Genomic DNA, 19,738 nt, shown 5'->3' with positions numbered 1-19,738 from the left:
GCCCGCATCCGGAGATGCGGGCCTTCGATCCGCCGATGATGCCGCAGAGTTTACTGGGCAGCCGGTTGCGCAGGGGCAGTCACCGGGGTGACGGATGCGGCATAGGGCGTGTAGCCGTAGTAGTAGGGGGCATCGTAGCCATAGGCGGCCCAGTTGCTGTTGCTGTCGCCGTTGCCCTTGAAATCGCCGCGGGTCTTGCCCTTGCCGGTGAAGGTCATGCTGAAGGTGGCCTCGGCCTCGCCGGTAGCGTTGCCGTTGAAGTCACCCTTGCCGTTGTAGCGGCCGTCGGTAGCGTTGTTGCTGTTGTCCCAGCCCCAGAAGGCAGAGGCCTGGGCGGAAGCGATGATGGCAGCGATGGCGATGATCTTTTTCATGATTCTCTCCGGATTCTTTTGTGCGAACGATTGCGTGTCTGGTTCGACCGGTACAGCTCGTCGATGCCCGAAAGTATATAAGCAATTTCTTAAATGTCAATACCGGAGTCTGCCCGGGGGAATTGGTTCCGGAACGAAAAAAGCCCCCTCGAACTGAGGGGGCAACGCCATCGCTATGGAGGGATGGGAGAGCGATCGCCTGTCAGACCACTCAGGCCGCGTAACGTTCCTTGGCTTCGCGTGCGGCACGGGCCTCTTCGGGCGAGTAGGCCGCGCCGGACCAGAGCATCTGATAGGCGATCTCCTCGTTGCCGTTCTCGCACAGTTCGAGCACGTCGCGGAACAGCGGTTGGAAGGTGTCGCTGCGGTGCGAGCGTTCGTGGTCCTCGAAGCTGCGCCAGAAGGTCACGATCAGGGCCTCGCGGTCCTTCAGCGGGCTCTCCACGGCCTGGCCCACGGTCGACCCCTCGTTGGAGATCTGCCCACTGTTGAGTGCCACGAAGCCGCCGACGAAACCGGTCTCGGAATGGTATGTCTTGACGTTCTCGCACAGCAGCGCCACGCGCTCCTGGAGGTCGTCGATCGTGTATCCCGGTTTCAGGATCACCCGGTTGATGGTGACCACGCCATTCGGCGGGAAGTTCGGTATCAGGCTGCTCATGGCATACCTCCTTAATATCAGTGCATCCGAATACTCTGACATTAGGTTGCCAATAAGGTTCAATGATGCGGGCATAGATATCCCTGATGTCTCAGGGAGGGGAGCCGCACCCCCTGGTTGGCGCTCAATCCGGCGTATCGAAGCTGACTTCGCCGGTCTCCAGAGAATAGTGAGCACCAACTACCATCAGGCGCTCCTCGGCGATCAGGCGTTCAAGGATGGCCGAGCCATGCTGTAGCTGATTGACCGCGGCGCGGATGTTGGCGTGTACCGCGCGGTCGATCAGGCGGTCGCGGTCATTGCGCAGCTCGGTGTCCATCAGAGGTTCTACCGAGGGGCGCACGCGATCGACGATGGCGCGCAGGTTGGGGGAGCGGTTCTCCGCGGGGCGTTCCAGTTCCTCGATGGTGGCGCAGATGGCGCCGCATTGCGAATGGCCCAGGACCACCACCAGCGGCGTGCCGAAACGCTCGGCGGCGAACTCGATGCTGCCGACCTGCGAGGGGGCCACGATGTTGCCCGCCACGCGGATCACGAACAGGTCGCCCAGGCCCTGGTCGAACACGATCTCGGCGGGTACTCGTGAATCCGAGCAGCCGAGGATGATGGCAAAGGGCGTCTGGCCGCTGGTCAGTGACTGCCGGCGGTCGGCACAGCTCAGCGCGGGGGTTTGCGCCTGACCGGCGACGAAACGGGCGTTGCCTTCCCGGAGTTTCTGCAGGGCTTCGAGAGCGGAGATCATGGTGTGGGCGGATACTCCCTAGGTTACGGCCGGAGCAAAGCTACAGGGAATCGAGGGGGGATGCAAAGCAAGGGGGCTGCGGTGAATGGTTCGGCCCGGGGACGGGCCTCCTACGGGTAGGAGCGACGTCCCCGTCGCGAATGGTTCGGCCTGGAGACGGGCCTCCTGCGGCGGGAGCGGCGTCCCCGCCGCGAACGGTTCGACCCGGGGACGGGCCTGCTACAGCAGGATACGCTCGATGCCCCCGGCCTTTGCTCGTTCAATGAAGGTCCGCTGCCAGTCCTCGCCCAGGCGGGCGCGCGCCAGCTCGACCACGATGTAGTCGGTCTTCAGGCCGGTCTCGTCGGCGTAACGGGCCAGGCCCTGCTGGCAGGCGGGGCAGCTGGTGAGCAGCTTGACCTGTCCCTCGGCCCGTTCGTGCCCGGTCAGTTCGCGGATACCGGCGCGCAGTTCCTCGCTCTTGCGGAAGCGCAGCTGGTTGGCGATGTCGGGGCGCGCGGTACCCAGGGTGCCGGCCTCGCCGCAGCAGCGGTCGGACAGCCGGACCTCGGTCTGCAACAGGCTGGCCGCGACCTCCACCGGGTCGTGTTGCTTCATGGGGGTGTGGCAGGGATCGTGGTAGAGATACTGCACGCCTGGTGCATTCTGGGTGCTCACGCCCTTCTCCATCAGGTATTCATGGATGTCGAGCAGGCGGCAGCCGGGGAAGATCTTTTCGAATTCGTACTTCATGAGCTGGTCGATGCAGGTGCCGCAAGAGACCAGCACGGTACGGATGTCGAGATAGTTGAGGGTGTTGGCCACGCGGTGGAACAGCACCCGGTTGTCGGTGGTGATGCGCTGGCCCTTCTCGTGCAAGCCGGCGGCGGTCTGCGGATAGCCGCAGCACAGGTAGCCGGGAGGCAGCACGGTCTGGGCGCCAACTTCCCAGAGCATGGCCAGGGTGGCGAGACCGACATCGGAGAACAGGCGCTCGGAGCCGCAGCCGGGGAAGTAGAACACTGCTTCGGCGTCCTCGTCGGCGCGCGCGGGATCGCGGATCACAGGGACATGGGTCGGATCTTCCAGCCCCAGTTCGGTGCGGTAGCTGCGCTTCGGCAGTTCCACGCGGATCGGCCGGCGCACCAGCTCGATGGCGATCTCGACTGGCCTGGGGCGTCCGGTGGTGGCTGCGGGCAGGGTGGCGTTGCGGCGCAGCAGGCCGGTCTTCCTGGCCAGACCGTAGGCCAGGTTGATGCCCTTGAATCCCCACTCCAGCATGCCCTTGCGCAGCGCCTTGATGGTGCTGGGACGGGTGGCGTTGAGGAACTGCATGGCCGCCCAGGTACCCGGGTTGAAGCGCTTCTTTCCGGCCTGTTCGAGCACCTTGCGCATGTGCACCGTGACATCGCCGAAGTCGATGTCCACCGGGCAGGGCGGCTGGCATTTGTGGCATACGGTGCAGTGGTCGGCGATGTCGTTCATCTCCTCGAAGTGCAGTGCCGATATGCCGCGTCGGGTCTGCTCTTCGTACAGGAAGGCCTCGATCACCAGTCCGGTGCCGAGGATCTTGTTGCGTGGCGAGTACAGCAGGTTGGCGCGCGGCACGTGGGTCATGCACTTCGGCTTGCATTTGCCACAGCGCAGGCAGTGCCGGATGGCGTCGTTGAGCGCGCCCAGCTCGCTCTGCTCGAGGATCAGCGCCTCCTGCTGCACCAGGCGCAGCGAGGGCGTGTAGGCGCCCTCCAGCCCGGAGCCGGGCATCAGCTTGCCGGGGTTGAAACGCTGCTCGGGATCGACCCGTTGCTTGTACTCGACGAAGGCGGCGAGCTTTTCGGGTTCGAGGTAGTGGATCTTGGTGAGCCCGATGCCGTGTTCGCCGGAAATCACCCCGTCAAGTGACTGTGCCAGTGCCATGATGCGGTCGACGATGCGCTCGGCGCGGTGCAGCATGCGGTAGTTGTCGGAATGCACCGGGATGTTGGTGTGCACGTTGCCGTCACCGGCGTGCATGTGCAGGGCCACGAACAGGCGCTCGTTCTTGATCTCGGCGTGCGTGGCGCGCAGGCGCTCGCGCAGCGGTTCGCAGTCGCTGCCGCGGAAGATCTCGCGCAGCGGCTGTTTGAGCTCGCCGCGGTAGGAGACGCGCACGTCGCGGCGCAGCAGCAGGTCGATCACTCGGTCGCCCTCGCGGATGCGTGCGCGCTCGTCCGCATCGAGCACCTCGATGGTCGCGGCTGGTTCGTCGAGACTGTCGAGCAGTGTCTGCCAGCGGTGCTCCACGTCGTCGAGCAGTTCGAGGGCCAGGTCGAACTTGCCCGAGACGATGCCGCCCTCGTCCTTTTCGGGGCGCTCCTCGCTGAGGATGTGGCGGAAGGCGAGGATGACCTCCAGCTTGTTGGCGATCGACTCCTCGATGTTGATGCGCTCGACGCCGCGGCTGTACTCGGCCAGCCGCGCGAGCGGGATCACCACGTCCTCGTTGATCTTGAAGGCGTTGGTGTGTGCCGAGATGGCCGCGGTGCGTGCGCGGTCGGCCCAGAAACGGGCGCGCGCCTCGGCGCCGACGGCGATGAAGCCCTCGCCCTCGCGTGCATTGGCCAGGCGCACCACCTCGCTGGCGGTTCGCCCCAGCAGGGCCTCGTCGTCGCTCACGAGATCGGCGATCAGCACCATCTTGGGCCGCTCGCGGCGCGGTGCCTTGGTGCTGTAGCGCACCGCCTTGACGTAGCGTTCGTCGAGATGCTCCAGCCCCGCGATCTGCACGCCCTCGGTGGCCTCGATGAAGTCGGTGATCTCGACGATGGCCGGCACCGCGCGGGCCAGGTCGTCGCCGAAGAACTCCAGGCAGACGGTGCGCACGTGCGCGGGCATGCGGTGCAGGATGAAGCGTGCCGAGGTGATCAGGCCGTCGCAGCCTTCTTTCTGCACGCCGGGCAGGCCGGCGAGGAACTTGTCGGTGACATCCTTGCCCAGGCCGGCCTTGCGGAAGACGCTGCCGGGCATCTCCAGCAGTTCGGGCTCGCCACGCGGAGTGTGACCGTCGGGCGCGTAGCGTTGCAGCGAGAAGCGCACGGTTTCCTGTTCGTGGATCTTGCCCAGGTTGTGTTCCAGCCGGGTGACCTCCAGCCAGTCACCCTGTGGGGTGACCATGCGCCAGCTCGCCAGGTTGTCGAGCGTGGTGCCCCAGAGCACCGCCTTCTTGCCGCCGGCGTTCATGGCGATATTGCCGCCGATGGTCGAGGCGTCCTGCGAGGTGGGATCGACCGCGAAGGCCAGGCCGTGGCGCTCGGCCAGTTCGGAGACCCGGCGGGTGACCACGCCTGCGCCGGCGCGTACCGTGGGCACAGTGCCTTCCACCCCGGGCAGCTCGATGTATTCCACGTCGGAGAGGAACTCCAGCTTCTCGGTGTTGATCACTGCGCAGTGCGCGTCCAGTGGCACTGCCGAGCCGGTATAGCCGGTGCCGCCGCCGCGCGGAATCAGGCTCAGACCGCAGTCGATGCAGGCCTGCACCACGGGCGCGACCTCTTCTTCGGTGTCTGGCGAGATCACCACGAAGGGCATCTCCACCCGCCAGTCGGTGGCGTCGGTGGCGTGCGAGACCCGCGCCAGGCCCGAGAAATCGATGTTGTCGCGCCGGGTGACCTTGGCCAGCGCCTTGCGCACCCGGGCGCGCAGCTGGGCGCGCTCACCGAAGCAGTTGGCGAAGCGGTCCACCGCCTCGCGCGCGGCCTCGAGCAGGCGGGCAGCATCGGCGTTGTCGTTCAGCCGCGCCTCGAACTGGCGCAGGCGGTGTGCCAGTGCCTCGATCAGCGCGTTGCGCCGCTCGACGTTGTCGATCAGGTCATCCTGCAGGTAGGGATTGCGCTCGACCACCCACATGTCGCCCAGCACCTCGAACAGCATGCGTGCCGAACGCCCGGTGCGACGGCTGCCGCGCAGCCGCTCGATGAGCTGCCAGTTAGCCTCACCCAGGTAGCGGATGACGATCTCGCGGTCGGAGAAGGAGGTGTAGTTGTAGGGGATCTCTCGGATGCGTTCCATGAAGGCGGACCCGGTCGGCCAAAGCCGTATTCTACCGGATCGGCGGGCGGTCGTGCCGGTAGTTAGAATGCGAATTTCGTCAACAAATCAGGATTTCCTTATGCTTTCCGGTGTCTTTCTCGATCTGGCCTCCCTGCATCCCGAGGATCTTGATCTGTCCGCGCTGCGGAACCTGCTGGATGATTGGCGTGAGTATCCGGCCACTGCGCCAGAGGATCGCCTGGCGCACATCGGGGAGGCCGATGTGGTGGTGCTCAACAAGGTGGTGCTGGACCGGGCGGTGTTCGAGGCAGCGCCGCGCCTGAAGCTGGTGTGCGTGACGGCCACCGGCACCAACAACATCGACCTGGCCGCGGCGGCGGAACACGGGGTGGTGGTGAGCAATGTGCGCGCCTATGCCACCGACAGCGTGGCCCAGCATGTGATGGCGGTGATGCTGGCGCACCACACACGGCTGTTCGCCTATCACGCGGCGGTGCGGGCCGGGGAGTGGAGCCGCAGCGCGCAGTTCTGTCTGCTCGATCACCCGGTGCGCGAGTTGCGCGGCATGACGCTGGGCATCATCGGTTACGGGGAACTGGGGCGGGGCGTGGCGAGGCTGGCGGAGGCCTTCGGCATGCAGATCCTGATTGCACAACGCAACGCGGACGATGCGCGCCCGGGCCGGGTGCCGCTGGATACGCTGCTGGAGCGGTCGGACGTGGTGAGCCTGCACGTGCCGCTCACCCCGGAGACCGAGGGACTGATCGATGCACGGCGGCTGCGCCTCATGCAGCCGCACGCGCTGCTGATCAACACCGCGCGTGGCGCCGTGGTGGACAACGTGGCGCTGGTCGAGGCGTTGCGCGAGGGGGTGATCGGTGGGGCGGCGATCGACGTGCTGGACCGTGAACCGCCGCCGCTGGACCACCCACTGCTGGCACCGGACATTCCCAACCTGATCCTCACGCCGCACAGCGCCTGGGCCGGGCGTGGAGCCCGGCAGGCGGTGGTGGATCAGACGGCGGCCAACGTTCGCGGTTGGTTGGCAGGTCAGCCGCGCAACCGGGTTACAATCTGAAGCGCGCGGTAAGTTGCTGCAACTCGTTGGCGAGCTGGGCGATACGGCCGTTGGACTCGGCGGCCTTGTGGGCGCCTTCGGCCGATACCTCGGCAATGCCCGAGATGCTGATCACCGAGCGGTTGATCTCCTCGGCCACGGTGCTCTGCTGTTCGGCCGCGGTGGCGATCTGGGTATTCATCTGCGAGAACTGGTTGACCGCCTCGGTGATCGCCTGGAGCATGTCGGAGGCGGCCTGGGCCTGGCGCACCGTGTCGCCGGCCTGGTCCCGGCTGTGTTCCATCTCGGTGACCGCGACCTGGGTGCCGCCCTGCAGGCGTTCGATCATGGCCTGGATCTCGGCGGTGGACTCCTGGGTGCGGCTGGCCAGGCTGCGTACCTCGTCGGCTACCACCGCGAAGCCACGTCCCTGTTCGCCGGCGCGTGCCGCCTCGATGGCGGCGTTGAGTGCCAGCAGGTTGGTCTGTTCAGCGATGCCTCGAATGACGTCAAGGATCTGGCCGATGGCATCTGACTCCTGCTCTACCTGACGGATGGCCTCGGCGCTGGACTGCACCTTCTCGGCCAGGCTCTCGATGCTGTCACGCACCTTGCGCACCGCCTCGTCGCCCTCGCCGGCGCGTTGCCGGGCCTCTTCGGCGGCCGTGGCGGCATGGGCCGCGCTGTTGGCCACTTCCATCACGGTGCTGGCCATCTCCGTCATGGCAGTGGCTACGCTCTGGGTCTCGGACTGTTGCCGGGCCGCCCCTTCGCTGGTGTTGGCGGCAATCTCCGAGGCTTCGTGGGCCTCGTTGCGCAAGGCCTCGGTGCTCCGCAGCAGGGATTCGACGATATGGCGCAACTGATCACGCATTTCGCTCATGCCCTGCAGCATGTCGGCGATCTCGTTGCGCGTATGGCATTCGATCTCGTGCGTCAGGTCGCCCTGGGCAATGGCCTCGACCACTTCCATGGCCTTGCGCAAGGGCTGGAAGGCGCGGGTCATGGCCCAGGAGATCAACAGCGCCATGCCGATCAGCACGCCCAGGCCGGTGAGCTGTTCTGCCCACAGGGTGAAACGAATGTCGTTCGCCGCCTCGGTGTCATCGCGTTGCAGCACCAGGCTGGCGACGTGTTCGCCCTGTTGGTTGCGAATCGGCAGTATCGAAGTGGCGTACACCTTGTCCTGGTCGTCGATCGAGTACAAGCCACGGGTGTCGATTGCGGGCAGTTGCCGTGTGTCGAGCGTGCGTTGCGGATCACTGGAGAAACGCACCTCGCCGTCGGTGGTGAGCAGCCAGGCAGTCATGCCTTGCTCTTCTTGCTCGTTCAGGTTCGTGAGGTGCGGCACCATCTTCACCAGCTGTATGTAATAAACGGCGACGCCGGCCGGCTTGCCGCGCCGGTACAGGGGAAAGCCCGCCAGCAACACCGGCTGTCCGCCGATGTTGGCCAGGTCGCTCGCGGCCTTGCGCTGGCTGGCGATTTTGCGGAGCAGGCGGCGGACACCGTCGCCGAGGGGCGCTCCCTCCGTGTGCAGCAAGGGTTTGCCCTGGATGTCGGCTATCACCAGACCGTCGATCTCGCCGCCGGCCTGGAGGCGGCGCGCGGTGGGCATTACTGCCTCGCGCAGGGTTTCCGTGTTTCCGTCACGCAGCGCCTCGAGCAGGTCGCGGTTACGGGTCAGCTCCCGGGCCTTGTCGAGCAGGGCCTGCCGATGGGTGTCCACCAGGATGCCCCAGGTCAGATCGGTGGCCTGCAGGGTGCTGTTCTCGGTTTGTTGCGTGAGCAGGTTGGTCAGGTGGCTCTGGCCGGTCCACAGCGTGGCGGCGATGATCAGGAGGCTGACCTGGCTGAGTACCTGGAGCTGGGTCTTGAGGGTCCATCGTTTCATGACGGTATTCTCCGCGAGGACGGTATGGGGTGCCGGGGTGTGATTTATTCGATGGGATTGCCAGCGGCCTTCCAGGCGGGGAATCCGTCACGATAGTAATAGACCTTGCTCCATCCCCAGCTCACGGCCCTGGCACTCGCCTTGGAGCTGCGCATGCAGGATTTGCCATTGCAATAGAACACGACCGGCTCGTCTTTCCTGACTTCTGCCGCCAGGGTTTCGGGCGACAGCACTTTCTTCACATCCAGGTGAATGGCGCCGGGAATGCGTCCGGCGTCCCAGTCGCTGTCCTTGCGGGTGTCGATGAAGGCCACTTCCCGGTCGAACAGTTCGCGCGCCTTGGCCGTGTCTATCGTGGTAGCGCCTTCCACCGAGGTCGGCGAAACACCGGCAAGAGCCGGGGTGAGGAAGCAGACCAGCAGGATGCTCGCGACGATTCCGTGCAGTCTCTTCATGAAGCTTCTCCTTTGGTCGGTCATGAACGACCGGTGCTGCCCCTTCCTGGGCGACCGGTCTTGTTGGCTGTTTCGGGAGAGTCCGGAAAAACTTTAGGGAAACTGCGATCAGGGGAGGGTTGGTTCGCGGCGGAGGGGCCATTCCCAACTGCAGGAGGCCCGTCCCCGGGCCGAAGGTTCGCGGTAGGGACGCCAGTTCTGCACCCGTGTCAGCGACCGTCGTCTGTCTGCTGGCCGCCCATCAACGGTCGCATGGCCGCGAGCAACTTGGCGAACAATTGTGGGTTGTCGCGTTCTTCGCGCGCCAGCAGTTGCTTGAAGTGCGCGCGCTGGGTGGGCGCGCTGAAGCAGGCTGGACAGGAGTCGGGGATGATGGGCAGGCCGGCATCGGTGGCAAAGGCCGCGGTCTGGGTCTCGCGCACATAGACCAGCGGGCGGATCACGCGGATGTCGCCGGCATCGTTCACGTAATGTGCCTTCATGGTGCCCAATCGTCCCTGGTGGAAGGCCGGCATCAGGAAGCTCTCGGCCAGGTCGTCCAGATGCTGGGCCAGCGCCAGCACGTTGTAGCCGTGTCTACGGCAGGTACTGTACATGATGCCGCGCTTCATGCGTGCGCAGTAGGCGCAGAAGGAGTCGCCCTGCATGCGCTGTTTCGCATCTTCCATGATCGGCTGCTCCTCGTAGTACCAGGGTACGCCGAGGTGGTCGTAGTAGGCGGTCAGCGAGGAGGGGTCGAAGCCTTCCACCTCGGGGTCGACGGTGATTACCCCCAGTTCGAAGCGTACCGGCGCGTGCGCGCGCAGGTGCAGCAGCACCTGCAACAGCGACAGCGAGTCCTTGCCGCCGGAGACGCCGAGCAGGATGCGGTCGCCTTCGCGGATCATGTCGTAGTCGGCAATGGCGCGACCGACCTTGCGCAGCAGGGCCTTCGGCGGCCGTGCCCAGGGAGTCTCCTTCATGTCGTCGGGTCGAGCACCAGCTTGCCGTGCACATGGTCTTGCTGGATGCGCTGGTGCGCCTCGCCGGCCTGCGCCAGTGGCAGCACGTCGGCCAGGTGGAGGTGCAGACGGCCACTGTCGATCAGTGCGGCACACTCGCGCAGGATCTCGCCGTGGTGCAGGCGCGGCGCACGCAGGTCCATGAGCATCGGCGTGAGCATCAGGGTGAAGGCGATGATCAGGTTCTTGGTGCGCGCCTGCGACAGGTCGAGCTCAAGGCCCGGGTCGAGCAGGGTGACCAGCCGGCCGTAAGGCGCCATGGCGGTGATGCTGTCGCGGAAGACATCGGGCCCGACGCTCTCCAGGCAGACGTCCACCCCGCGGCCGCCGGTCTGTGCCAGTACCTGTTCGCTTACCGTTCCCGCGCGGTAGTCGATGACCGTGTCGGCGCCCAGTTCGTGGCACAGGGCCAGACCTTCTTCGCTGCCGGCGGTGGCGAGCACGCGTGCGCCGCGGGCCTTCGCCAGCTGGATGGCGACATGGCCCACGCCACCGGCCCCGGCCTGGATCAGCACCGTTTCGCTGGCGCCCAACCGTGCCTGATCGAACAGCGCCTCCCAGGCGGTGATCAGCACCAGCGGGCCGCCGGCGGCATGGTGAAAGTCGGTCGATTCAGGCATGCGCTCGGCCTCGGCCTGCTCCAGCACCGTGTACTCGGCGTAGTTGCCCGGCTCGCGGCCCAGTCCGCCGTGACAGAACCAGACGCGGTCGCCGACGGTGAAGCGATCGACCTCGCTGCCGGTCTCGACCACCTCACCGGCGCCGTCACAGCCGAGGACAGCCGGTGGCTCGGCATCGTAGAACAGGCCGCGCGAGCGAATCTTGGTGTCGATGGGATTCACGCCCGCACCTCGCAGCCGCACCTTGATCTGGGTGGGCGAAGTGATCTGGGGTTCCGGGATCTCGACGGCCTCGAGTACCTCGGGGCCGCCGACGGCGGTCATCTGCACGGCACGCATGGGCAGTCTCCTCGTTCTTGCCTTATAGTGTGGGTCTTTCTGTTGGTGCCAGTGTCCGATCTTGACTGATACCCTGCAAGTCCTGATTCATCACCAGGCCGAACTCCGCGCCTGCCGTCGCTGTCCCGACATGCAGCCGCCGCCAGTGGTGGGCCAGCCCGTGCGCTCACCGGTGCTGCTGCTGGGCCAGGCACCAGGTGACAAGGAGCCGAAGCTGCAACGGCCCTTCGCCTGGACTGCCGGCAAGACCCTGTTCAAGTGGTTTTCGGGCATTGGGCTGAACGAGGAGGAGGTGCGCGAGCGGGTGTACATGGCGGCGGTGTGCCGTTGCTTTCCCGGCAAGAAACCCCGCGGCGGTGATCGCGTGCCCTCACCGCAGGAGATCCGTCAGTGCCGCCGCTGGCTGGAACGCGAATGCGAGCTGCTCGCTCCGCAACTGCTGATCCCGGTCGGCAAGCTGGCGATCGCCCAGTTCATCGAATGCCACCGCCTGAGCGAAGTGATCGGCCAGCAGCATCGGGTAGAGTGCTTCGGTCGGGAGACGGATTGCATTCCCCTGCCGCATCCCTCGGGGGCCTCGACCTGGCACCGCACCGAACCAGGCAAGACGCTGCTCGCGCATGCCTTGGCGCTGATCGAGCACCACCCAGCCTGGACCAGTTTGCAGGAAGCAGCCGGAAGCGGCGGCATGTCGGTCTGAAGCGCGATCCGCGGGTTGCGGCCACCCGGGATTCGTGGATCGGCCTGCAGGCCGACGAGAATCACTGCCGGATGGCATCAGGCATCGACGGGCTCGATCTCGGCACGGGCATCATGGCGGTCGAGGGTCAGCCGCAGTTCGCCGTATTCCTCGATGCGATCCTCGGGCGTGGGGTCGTCGGCGCAGCCACAACCGGCGATCACGGACTGGAAGAAAACGCCCAGGTGCAGGGTCACTCTTTTGTCATCGGCCTGGCTGCCCAATATCATGAAGCGCGGCCGGCCCACGACATGGCTGCCTCGCGCGAGCAGGCGCTCCGGCGCCAGCCAGGCCGGGTCGGCGGCGGCCAGTTCCTCGTTCAGAATGGTGAGCAGTTCGCCGTCGGGCCAGGCGGCGAGGGTCTTGGGCAGGTGCTGGGGCATGGATCGAGCATACCAATAATCAAGGCCATTCCGAGAGATGCCTGGATGATGGTTGCCTTGGTGACAGGACTTCGGAGATGAACCACAAGGACAACGATTATCTGTATCGCTTCCTGTTCGAGTCCTTTGGTGTGCGCGGCGGTTTCGTGCGCCTGGGCGCGAGCTGGCGGGCGATCCGTGAAAAGCACGACTATCCCGCGCCGGTGGCGCGCGCGCTGGGCGAGGCCATGGCCGCGGCCGCGCTGTTGTCCACCACCATCAAGTTTCGGGGTTCGCTGGTCATGCAGCTGCTTGGCGAGGGGGTGATGCGTTCGCTGGTGGCGCAGGTCACCGACCGCCGTACCCTGCGCGGCGTGGCGCGTTTCGATGATGCAGCGGACGCATCGACACCCCTGATCGAGGGGGCGCGTCTGGTACTTACCGCCGAGTCGCCCAGTGGCGAACGCTACCAGGGCATCGTGCCGGTGGAGGCGCACGGCGTGGCCGAGGCCCTGGCGCGCTATTTCGAGCAGTCCGAGCAGTTGCCTACCCGGCTGTGGCTGGCCGCCGACGAGGAAGTCGCTGCTGGCCTGTTTCTGCAACGCATGCCGGGGGATGGGGACGATGATACCGAGAACTGGCAGCGGGTGGTGATGCTGGCCGATACCCTCGGTGACGAGGAACTGCTGTCGCTGGACGTCGAGACCCTGCTGCATCGGTTGTTCCACGAGGAGACGGTGCGCCTGTTCGACCCCGAGCCGGTATCTTTCCGCTGCGACTGCTCGCGCGAGCGTGTGGGCGAAATGTTGAAGACCCTGGGCGAGGGTGAACTGGCGCAGATCCTCGACGAGATGGGCGAGGTCGAGGTGGCCTGCGAATTCTGCGGGCAGGCATACCGTTTCGACAGCGTGGACGTGGCTCGTCTGTTCCAGCCTGGCGCTTCCGAGGCCCCGGGAGGAGTGCACTAGGAATCGAGGGGGGTGCGCGGCGAGGATGCCCACCGGTAGGAGGGAGGCCCGTCCCCGGGCCGAATCTCAAATATCCAGTCCCACGCCGCAGCCGCCCAGGCCGCAATAGCCTTGCGGGTTCTTCGACAGGTACTGCTGGTGATAGTCCTCGGCATAGTAGAAGGTCGGCGCGGGCAGGATCTCGGTTGTGATCTCTCCCTTGCCGGCGAGGCGCAAGGCCCGCTGGTAGGCCGCGCGGCTGGCGTGTGCCAGGGTGTCCTGCTCATCGTCGAAGGTGTAGATACCCGAGCGGTACTGGGTGCCGACGTCGTTGCCCTGGCGCATGCCCTGGGTGGGGTCGTGCGATTCCCAGAAGGTGCGCAGCAGGTCGAGATAGGTGAGGCGCTGCGGGTCCCAGATCACCAGCACCACCTCGTTGTGGCCGGTCATGCCGCTGCAGACCTCCTCGTAGGTGGGATTGGGCGTGTAGCCGCCGGCATAGCCCGCCGCCGTGCTGTACACCCCGTCGAGTTGCCAGAAACGCCGTTCCGCACCCCAGAAGCAGCCCATGCCGAACATGGCCTGGCGCATCCCCTCGGGAAACGGAGGCTGGATGGGGTGTCCGTTGACATGGTGCCGGTTGGTGACCGGCATGGGGCTGTCGCGCCCGGGCAGGGCCTGGTCGGGCGTAGGCATCTGTGTCTTGCGGTGACCGAGCATGGTGGGCTCCTCAGCGGATGGCCAGGCGGCGCAACAGGGGCAGGGCGAGCAGGCCGTAGGTGGCGATGCCGGCAAGATCGGCCAGCAGGTCGAGGCTGCTCAGTTCGCGTCCGGGCACGAAGTGCTGTAGTCCCTCGGTCAGCCCACCGTACAGCGCCAGTGGCAGATACTTGCGGGCATCGAAGCCGCGCTGTGGCCAGCCGATGTTGCTGAGCAGTGCGAGTCCGAAGAAGGCCAGCAGGTGCCACAGTTTGTCCACCTGGTCGAACACCGGGCCGACTTGCGGAGGGTGTGGACTGAGCAGGGCCCAGGTGGCGAACAGCAGCGCCAGCGCCAGCAGCAGGCGGGCGCCGACGGCGTTGCAGTTGCTGACGGCCATGCTCAGTTCCGTGCAGCCGTTTCGCGGTGGATGGCGCGGAAACCGATGTCCTTGCGGTAGAACATGCCGTCCCAGTGGATCTGCGAGGCCAGCGCGTAGGCCGCCTGCTGGGCCTCACGCACGGTCCCGCCCAGCGCGGTCACGCAGAGCACGCGCCCGCCGTTGGTGACCACCACGCCATCGGGATTGAGCGCAGTACCGGCATGGAACACCTTGCGGTCGGCGGCCTCGGTTTCGGGCAGGCCACCGATCGGCAGGCCCTTGGTGTAATTGCCGGGATAGCCGCCGGCAGCGAGTACCACCCCGAGAGCGGCGCGTGTATCCCAGGCGGCTTCCTCCTGGTCGAGCCGCCCCTCGAGCGCGGCCAGGCAGTGCGCCACCAGGTCGGACTGCAGGCGCAGCATGATCGGCTGGGTCTCGGGGTCGCCGAAACGGCAGTTGAACTCGATGACCTTGGGCGCGCCTTCGGGGGTGATCATGAGTCCCGCATAGAGGAAACCCACGTAGGGGCGACCGTCCTGTTTCATGCCGGCGATGGTGGGCAGGATCACCTCGTTCATGATGCGTTCGTGGACCTCGGGGGTTACCACAGGCGCCGGCGAGTAGGCGCCCATGCCGCCGGTGTTGGGTCCGGTGTCGCCGTCGCCGACACGCTTGTGGTCCTGGCTGGTGGCCATGGGCAGCACGTGTTCGCCGTCGGCCATGACGATGAAGCTGGCTTCCTCGCCTTCGAGGTATTCCTCGATCACCACGCGGTGTCCGGCCTCGCCGAAGGCGTTGCCGGCGAGCATGTCGCGGATCGCGTTTTCTGCGGTGTCGCGATCCATGGCCACGATCACGCCCTTGCCGGCGGCCAGGCCGTCGGCCTTGACGACGATGGGCGTGCCTTTCTCGTCCAGGTAGGCCAGTGCGGCGTCGACTTCGCTGAACACGGCGTATTCTGCGGTGGGGATGCCATGACGGGCCATGAAGTCCTTGGCAAAGGACTTGGAGCCCTCGAGCTGCGCGGCCTGCTTGCCGGGACCGAAGCAGGGCAGGCCGGCGGCGATGAAGGCATCGACCAGGCCGGCCACCAGCGGGGCCTCGGGGCCGACGATGGTCAGGCCGATTTCCTTCTCGAGCGCGAAACGCTTGAGGCTCTCGATGTCGTCGGCGGCGATGTCGATGTTTTCCATGCCGGGCTCGAGCGCGGTGCCGGCATTGCCGGGGGCCACGTAGACGGTGTCTGCCAGTGCGGATTGGGCAGCCTTCCAGGCCAGCGCGTGTTCGCGGCCGCCGCTGCCGATGATCAGGATGTCCATGGGTACTCCCTTAAAGACAAGGTGATGGCGGGAATTGTACCTTCAAGTGCGTTCGCGGGTGCCGATCAGGCCGCGCTCGCTGCCCTCGACAAAGCGCAGGATCTCGGCTACCTCGGGGCTCTCGCCGGCCGGTTCACGCAGGGTCTCGATGGCCGATTTCAGCGACAGGCCCGAGTGGAACAGCAGCCGGTGCGCCTGCTTGATGGCGCTGCGCTGCGCCGCGTCGAAGCCGTTGCGACGCAGGCCGACCCGATTGAGGCCCACGTAGCGCGCATACTGGCCGTTGGCCATGCTGAACGGGGGGATGTCCTGGCGTACCCCGCTCACTCCGCCGATCATCACGAGGCTGCCGATGCGGCAGAACTGGTGCACCGCCACCAGCCCCGAGAGAAAACAGCGGTCGTGCAGGGTGACGTGCCCGGCCAGGGTGGCGTTGGAGGCGAGGATGTTGTGATCGCCCACCAGGCAGTCGTGGCCCACGTGGGCGCCGTTCATGAAGTAGTTGTGGTTGCCGATGCGTGTGCCCCGTTCGTCCTTCACCCCGCAGCTGATCACGACGTGTTCCTTGAAGTGATTGTGATCGCCGATCACCAACGGCCGAGCCTTGTCGGGGGAGAAGCCCAGATCCTGCGGCTCGGCGCCCAGTACCGCGCCGTGGCAGGCTCGATTGCCGCGCCCCAGGCGCACCGTGGCCCCGATGCGCACCTGGCTGTCGAGCACGCAGTCCGGGCCAATCACCGCACCGTCCTCGACGATGCAGAAGGGGCCGATGTGTGCAGAGGGATGGATGTCGGCGGCTTCGCCGACGATGGCTGTGGGATGGATGTTGCTCATGGGCGTGTCCGGCTTGACCTGCTTTGCGGTCACTGAGAGTGCCGGGGATGGGGGGAGGATTCAAGTGTCACCGCGGGGCTGTCGGGGGCGTTGCTGCGGGCTGCCGCCGGCCTGGCGGTACCAGTGGATGGCGGTCTCGGCCGGTACCGGGCGGCTCACCAGGTAGCCCTGGATCGCGGGGCAGCCGGCCTGGCGCAGCAGTTCGAGCTGGTGGGCGTTTTCCACGCCCTCGGCGACGATGTCCATCCGCAGATGGCGTGCCAGCTCGATGAAACCGCGGATCACTGTTTGCGCGGTGTCGTCTGTGGCGATGGCATCCACGAACTGGCGGTCGATCTTGAGGGTGTCTGCGTGCAGGCGCATCAACTGGCCCAGCGAAGAATAGCCTTCTCCGAAGTCGTCGATGGCCAGGCGGATACCGGCAGCGCGCAGCTGATCGAGGTTGTCCAGTGCGTGGTTGTCGAGCACGAGGGCCGCGGATTCGCTGATCTCGAGGATCAGGCGCTGTGGTGCGATGCTGGCCGCGGACAGGGTCTCGAGGATCATCTCTGCCAGTCCCGGGTCGCCAAGCTGCAACGGTGAGATGTTGAGCGAGAGGTGGACGCCGCATGTCTGCTCCTGCTTGTCCCACCTGGCGAGCTGGGCGCAGGCGCGGCGAATGGTCCATTGACCGATCGCGCCTATCAGCCCGTTGGCCTCGGCCACGGATATGAAGCTGGAAGGAGGCACTTCTCCGAGCACCGGGTTGTTCCAGCGCAGCAGTACCTCGAAATAGCACAGTGTCACGTCGCCGCTGCGGCACACCGGTTGGTAGTAGAGGGTGAGTTCGTCTTCGTTCAGCGCTTCGGCCAGGTAGCTTTCCATCAGCAGCTGGCGGTGGAAGGTGGCGATCTGTTCGGTGTTCACGGCAAACACTTCGTCTGGGCTGTCGAAATTCTGGTTGAGCGCAATTGCCGCGTACTGGAACAGGGTGGGCAAGTCGGTGTCGAAGTCGCGGTTGTTGACATGGGCGCCTATCAGGTCGAGAAAGCCACTGGCCCGGTGCGGGCTTCGGCCCAGGTCGTGTTTCAGGTGCACCAGCAGCTCGTGTGTGGCCAGGCCCAGGTCGGCCTCGCCGATCGCCACCAGCAGAAAGCGGTCGTGGCCCAGGTAGAAGACGTACCAGTTGTCGGCCAGGTTCTCGACCAGACTGTTGGCCAGTTCGACCAGTGCCTGGTCGGCGTGCCGGTAGCCGAACTGGTCGTGGACGCGGCCGAAATTGCGGATCCTCAGGAATACCACCCCCAGTTGCACGGCGGGGTGATCTTCCAGGTCGGCGATGAACTCGTTGAGCGCCCGGCGGTTGGGCAAGCGGGTGATGTCGTCGTGATAGGTCTCGAACTCCGCGTGTGCGGCCAGGGCCTGACGTTCCCTGGTCAGGTTCCGGGTATGAATGACCGCCTGGTTGAGCAAAGCCAGTTCGTCGGTAGTCTGGGTCTGCGGCTTGTGGTGGGCCAGGAGACGGTGTAACAGCGCGGTGTTATGGCGGATGGGGCGAATGATGTAGAACCTGGAGATCAGGTAGGCGATCGTCACCACGACAAGAAAGAAGGCAACGTCGCCGATCAGGTAGATGACCAGCAGCTGCCGAGCCTGGTCGAAATGGGCGATGATCTCGTTTTCCCAGGCCTGCTCCCGAGTGCGCGGCATCATGGCGCACAGTTGCAGGCTGTCGGGTGAGGGCTGGGAGCAACTGGCCAGCAGGGGCCCCCAGGTGCTCAGTCCACCGTATTCGGGCAAGGGAGTCGGCAAGCCGGCAACGGGCGGATGCTTCAAGAAACCATCGATCAGCTGGCCGTCGAAAAAGCGCGCCCATTCGACGCCCAGCAACTTGGCGCTGTGGTCCAGGTTGCGCCGGTCCTGGTGGCTGTCACGGGCAATCAGGATCTGTCCCGCGAGATCGCCAAAAGGGTCGCGGACCTCGAAGCTGGTAACCCAGAGGGGCGAGTGTGTCTTGCCTTCCGGGAAATGTACCAGGAACGGCCTGGGATGGTGTTCCTTGCTGCGGCGCTGCAACAGGGCCTCGCGCATGGCGATGCGAGTCAGCCAGCGTGTGTTCAGGTTGGTGGCCGAGGCGAGCAGTTCGCCGTCACCGTCGCGAACCAGTATGGCGTCCAGCTCGGTGTTGGCCATCATGCGTTCGGCCAGGTGCTGCAGCGGCTCGGTGTGACCTTTGCGTAACAGGACCAGGATATTGTCCGAGTAGGTAAACAGCTCGGCAGTCTGGATGAGGACCCTGTTGGCCTCGGACTGGGCCATTTGCAGGCTGCTCAGCGATCGCGCGAGAAAATCCCTGGCACGAGCCATCCCCTGCTGGTGGATGGCCGGTCCGCCCCGGGTTTCGATGTTACGGGTATAGTCCTGGTACAGCCACCAGGACATGCCGACCTGTACCACGAATACGGTGGCCAAAAGGGCTGCTATCTTGCCCTTGAGTGACTTCACGGGGCCTTTTCTGGAAGCGGAATCGCCTGTAGCCCCTTCTCGCGCAGGATGCGTCGGGCCTCGTCACTACGCAGGAAACGATAGAAGCCCGCAAGGCCGTCGAGCGATGCCCCCTTGCGCTTCACCAGGTACAGGGTGTTGTGTAGTGCGTAGGCCGGGTCGTCGGGCGATATGCCGTCCAGCGACAGGATATGGAAGGGACCATCGAGCAGCTCGGGATAGGGACCATAGGCCAGTGCGCCGGGGTAGGAGGCCACCGCTTCCATGGTTGCCTGGGTGGTGACCGTGGTCAGCGAGGGCGGTGCGTCCTTCTCGACCAGCAGGGTGGGCATCTCGTGTTCGAGTATGCGGCGGCAGCTGTCGCCGTGCTCGCGGTGGATCAGGCGGATGCGTTCGTTACCTCCCCCCAGGGCGTCCCAGTGGGTGATCTGTCCACGGTAGATGGCTTCGAGCTGCTTGCGCCCGATGTTGTGCAACCCGCTGGCCGGGTGGGTATAGAACACCACTGGGTAACTCGCCCAGGGCAGGGCCACCAGCCCCGCAGCCTGTTCACGGGGTTTCAGGGGGCGCGCTGTGCGCGCCAGTATCGCCTTGTCCTTGATGACCAAGCGGATACCACCCGATGAGCCGATGCTGGGCGGGATGTGGATCGGCGGTGCCTGCGGGTGCAGGGCATTGTAGCGTGTGGCCAATGCCTGCAGGATCTGGATGGCGTCACCTGTGCCGGGAATGGCAAGCGGTTGCGCGCCGATGGACACGGATGGCAGGAGGCCCAGCAGGAAGGCAAGGCGTAATCTTCTGGGCGTGTGTCTTTCCCGCCA

18 protein-coding genes are annotated in these 19,738 nt (G+C 65.6%); 3 read left to right on the top strand and 15 right to left on the bottom strand.

The window, feature by feature from the left end:
- Positions 1-50: 50 nt before the first annotated feature.
- The 4 genes from EBS_RS10410 to EBS_RS10395 form a co-directional block, all read right to left on the bottom strand.
- On the bottom strand, positions 51-374 hold the full coding sequence (locus tag EBS_RS10410) for a sulfur globule family protein (RefSeq protein WP_043108606.1): 324 nt from the start codon (positions 372-374) through the stop codon (positions 51-53).
- 211 nt (positions 375-585) lie between these two features.
- Positions 586-1,035 (bottom strand): hypothetical protein, encoded by a 450-nt coding sequence (locus EBS_RS10405; protein ID WP_043108605.1) that lies wholly within the window; start codon positions 1,033-1,035, stop codon positions 586-588.
- Between the two features lie 124 nt (positions 1,036-1,159).
- The gene (locus tag EBS_RS10400) at positions 1,160-1,777 is read right to left on the bottom strand and encodes a carbonic anhydrase (protein WP_043108603.1); all 618 of its coding nucleotides are present in this window, start codon (positions 1,775-1,777) and stop codon (positions 1,160-1,162) included.
- Between the two features lie 219 nt (positions 1,778-1,996).
- Positions 1,997-5,803, bottom strand: a complete 3,807-nt coding sequence (locus tag EBS_RS10395; protein WP_043108602.1) for a DUF3683 domain-containing protein — start codon at positions 5,801-5,803, stop codon at positions 1,997-1,999.
- Positions 5,804-5,903: 100 nt separating this feature from the next.
- On the opposite strand from EBS_RS10395, the gene EBS_RS10390 reads away from it, so the two are divergent.
- On the top strand, positions 5,904-6,863 hold the full coding sequence (locus EBS_RS10390) for a D-2-hydroxyacid dehydrogenase (protein ID WP_043108601.1): 960 nt from the start codon (positions 5,904-5,906) through the stop codon (positions 6,861-6,863).
- Here the strand turns inward: EBS_RS10390 and EBS_RS13125 are convergent.
- The 4 genes from EBS_RS13125 to EBS_RS10370 form a co-directional block, all read right to left on the bottom strand.
- Positions 6,853-8,736 carry a methyl-accepting chemotaxis protein gene (locus EBS_RS13125; RefSeq protein ID WP_052199510.1) on the bottom strand — a complete coding sequence of 628 codons (1,884 nt, stop codon included), beginning with the start codon at positions 8,734-8,736 and terminating at the stop codon, positions 6,853-6,855. The genes EBS_RS10390 and EBS_RS13125 overlap by 11 nt on opposite strands.
- 44 nt (positions 8,737-8,780) lie before the next feature.
- On the bottom strand, positions 8,781-9,191 hold the full coding sequence (locus tag EBS_RS10380; protein WP_052199509.1) for a rhodanese-like domain-containing protein: 411 nt from the start codon (positions 9,189-9,191) through the stop codon (positions 8,781-8,783).
- A 209-nt stretch (positions 9,192-9,400) separates the two neighbouring features.
- Positions 9,401-10,153 carry an ATP-binding protein gene (locus EBS_RS10375; RefSeq protein WP_043108600.1) on the bottom strand — a complete coding sequence of 251 codons (753 nt, stop codon included), beginning with the start codon at positions 10,151-10,153 and terminating at the stop codon, positions 9,401-9,403.
- Positions 10,150-11,151: a zinc-dependent alcohol dehydrogenase family protein gene (locus tag EBS_RS10370; RefSeq protein ID WP_043108599.1), complete on the bottom strand. Its 1,002-nt coding sequence runs from the start codon at positions 11,149-11,151 to the stop codon at positions 10,150-10,152. Before EBS_RS10370 ends, EBS_RS10375 begins: the two co-directional genes overlap by 4 nt.
- A 130-nt stretch (positions 11,152-11,281) precedes the next feature.
- On the opposite strand from EBS_RS10370, the gene EBS_RS10365 reads away from it, so the two are divergent.
- Positions 11,282-11,851 carry a uracil-DNA glycosylase family protein gene (locus tag EBS_RS10365; RefSeq protein ID WP_043109701.1) on the top strand — a complete coding sequence of 190 codons (570 nt, stop codon included), beginning with the start codon at positions 11,282-11,284 and terminating at the stop codon, positions 11,849-11,851.
- Positions 11,852-11,928: 77 nt separating this feature from the next.
- Here the strand turns inward: EBS_RS10365 and EBS_RS13120 are convergent, their stop codons facing one another.
- Complete coding sequence (locus EBS_RS13120; protein WP_052199508.1) at positions 11,929-12,273, bottom strand: hypothetical protein; 345 nt, start codon at positions 12,271-12,273, stop codon at positions 11,929-11,931.
- A 77-nt stretch (positions 12,274-12,350) separates the two neighbouring features.
- On the opposite strand from EBS_RS13120, the gene hslO reads away from it, so the two are divergent.
- On the top strand, positions 12,351-13,220 hold the full coding sequence (gene hslO, locus EBS_RS10355; RefSeq protein WP_043108598.1) for an Hsp33 family molecular chaperone HslO: 870 nt from the start codon (positions 12,351-12,353) through the stop codon (positions 13,218-13,220).
- A gap of 66 nt (positions 13,221-13,286) precedes the next feature.
- On the opposite strand, the gene msrA is transcribed toward hslO, so the two are convergent.
- From msrA to EBS_RS10325, 6 genes are read right to left on the bottom strand one after another with little or no spacing between them, the layout of a single operon-like run.
- Positions 13,287-13,919, bottom strand: coding sequence for a peptide-methionine (S)-S-oxide reductase MsrA (gene msrA, locus EBS_RS10350; protein ID WP_043108597.1), 633 nt, complete (start codon positions 13,917-13,919; stop codon positions 13,287-13,289).
- 10 nt (positions 13,920-13,929) lie between these two features.
- Positions 13,930-14,298 carry a VanZ family protein gene (locus EBS_RS10345; protein WP_052199507.1) on the bottom strand — a complete coding sequence of 123 codons (369 nt, stop codon included), beginning with the start codon at positions 14,296-14,298 and terminating at the stop codon, positions 13,930-13,932.
- Between the two features lie 2 nt (positions 14,299-14,300).
- On the bottom strand, positions 14,301-15,599 hold the full coding sequence (gene purD / locus EBS_RS10340) for a phosphoribosylamine--glycine ligase (protein ID WP_043108596.1): 1,299 nt from the start codon (positions 15,597-15,599) through the stop codon (positions 14,301-14,303).
- 42 nt (positions 15,600-15,641) lie between these two features.
- A complete protein-coding gene (lpxA, locus tag EBS_RS10335) occupies positions 15,642-16,433 on the bottom strand; it encodes an acyl-ACP--UDP-N-acetylglucosamine O-acyltransferase (protein ID WP_043109698.1) in 792 nt (263 codons plus the stop codon).
- Between the two features lie 60 nt (positions 16,434-16,493).
- Positions 16,494-18,917 (bottom strand): putative bifunctional diguanylate cyclase/phosphodiesterase, encoded by a 2,424-nt coding sequence (locus EBS_RS10330; protein WP_043108594.1) that lies wholly within the window; start codon positions 18,915-18,917, stop codon positions 16,494-16,496.
- Positions 18,914-19,675 carry a PstS family phosphate ABC transporter substrate-binding protein gene (locus tag EBS_RS10325; protein WP_052199506.1) on the bottom strand — a complete coding sequence of 254 codons (762 nt, stop codon included), beginning with the start codon at positions 19,673-19,675 and terminating at the stop codon, positions 18,914-18,916. Before EBS_RS10325 ends, EBS_RS10330 begins: the two co-directional genes overlap by 4 nt.
- Positions 19,676-19,738: the final 63 nt, after the last annotated feature.

This window comes from endosymbiont of unidentified scaly snail isolate Monju (genome assembly GCF_000801295.1).
In the GTDB taxonomy this organism is placed as follows: domain Bacteria; phylum Pseudomonadota; class Gammaproteobacteria; order Chromatiales; family Chromatiaceae; genus MONJU.
This window is presented reverse-complemented; position numbering and strand designations above follow the sequence as displayed.

Coding starts and splice junctions, on each gene's coding strand:
- EBS_RS10410 (WP_043108606.1), bottom strand. CDS start 374: ATGAAAAAGATCATCGCCATCGCTGCCATCATCGCTTCCGCCCAGGCC.
- EBS_RS10405 (WP_043108605.1), bottom strand. CDS start 1,035: ATGAGCAGCCTGATACCGAACTTCCCGCCGAATGGCGTGGTCACCATC.
- EBS_RS10400 (WP_043108603.1), bottom strand. CDS start 1,777: ATGATCTCCGCTCTCGAAGCCCTGCAGAAACTCCGGGAAGGCAACGCC.
- EBS_RS10395 (WP_043108602.1), bottom strand. CDS start 5,803: ATGGAACGCATCCGAGAGATCCCCTACAACTACACCTCCTTCTCCGAC.
- EBS_RS10390 (WP_043108601.1), top strand. CDS start 5,904: ATGCTTTCCGGTGTCTTTCTCGATCTGGCCTCCCTGCATCCCGAGGAT.
- EBS_RS13125 (WP_052199510.1), bottom strand. CDS start 8,736: ATGAAACGATGGACCCTCAAGACCCAGCTCCAGGTACTCAGCCAGGTC.
- EBS_RS10380 (WP_052199509.1), bottom strand. CDS start 9,191: ATGAAGAGACTGCACGGAATCGTCGCGAGCATCCTGCTGGTCTGCTTC.
- EBS_RS10375 (WP_043108600.1), bottom strand. CDS start 10,153: ATGAAGGAGACTCCCTGGGCACGGCCGCCGAAGGCCCTGCTGCGCAAG.
- EBS_RS10370 (WP_043108599.1), bottom strand. CDS start 11,151: ATGCGTGCCGTGCAGATGACCGCCGTCGGCGGCCCCGAGGTACTCGAG.
- EBS_RS10365 (WP_043109701.1), top strand. CDS start 11,282: ATGCAGCCGCCGCCAGTGGTGGGCCAGCCCGTGCGCTCACCGGTGCTG.
- EBS_RS13120 (WP_052199508.1), bottom strand. CDS start 12,273: ATGCCCCAGCACCTGCCCAAGACCCTCGCCGCCTGGCCCGACGGCGAA.
- hslO (WP_043108598.1), top strand. CDS start 12,351: ATGAACCACAAGGACAACGATTATCTGTATCGCTTCCTGTTCGAGTCC.
- msrA (WP_043108597.1), bottom strand. CDS start 13,919: ATGCTCGGTCACCGCAAGACACAGATGCCTACGCCCGACCAGGCCCTG.
- EBS_RS10345 (WP_052199507.1), bottom strand. CDS start 14,298: ATGGCCGTCAGCAACTGCAACGCCGTCGGCGCCCGCCTGCTGCTGGCG.
- purD (WP_043108596.1), bottom strand. CDS start 15,599: ATGGACATCCTGATCATCGGCAGCGGCGGCCGCGAACACGCGCTGGCC.
- lpxA (WP_043109698.1), bottom strand. CDS start 16,433: ATGAGCAACATCCATCCCACAGCCATCGTCGGCGAAGCCGCCGACATC.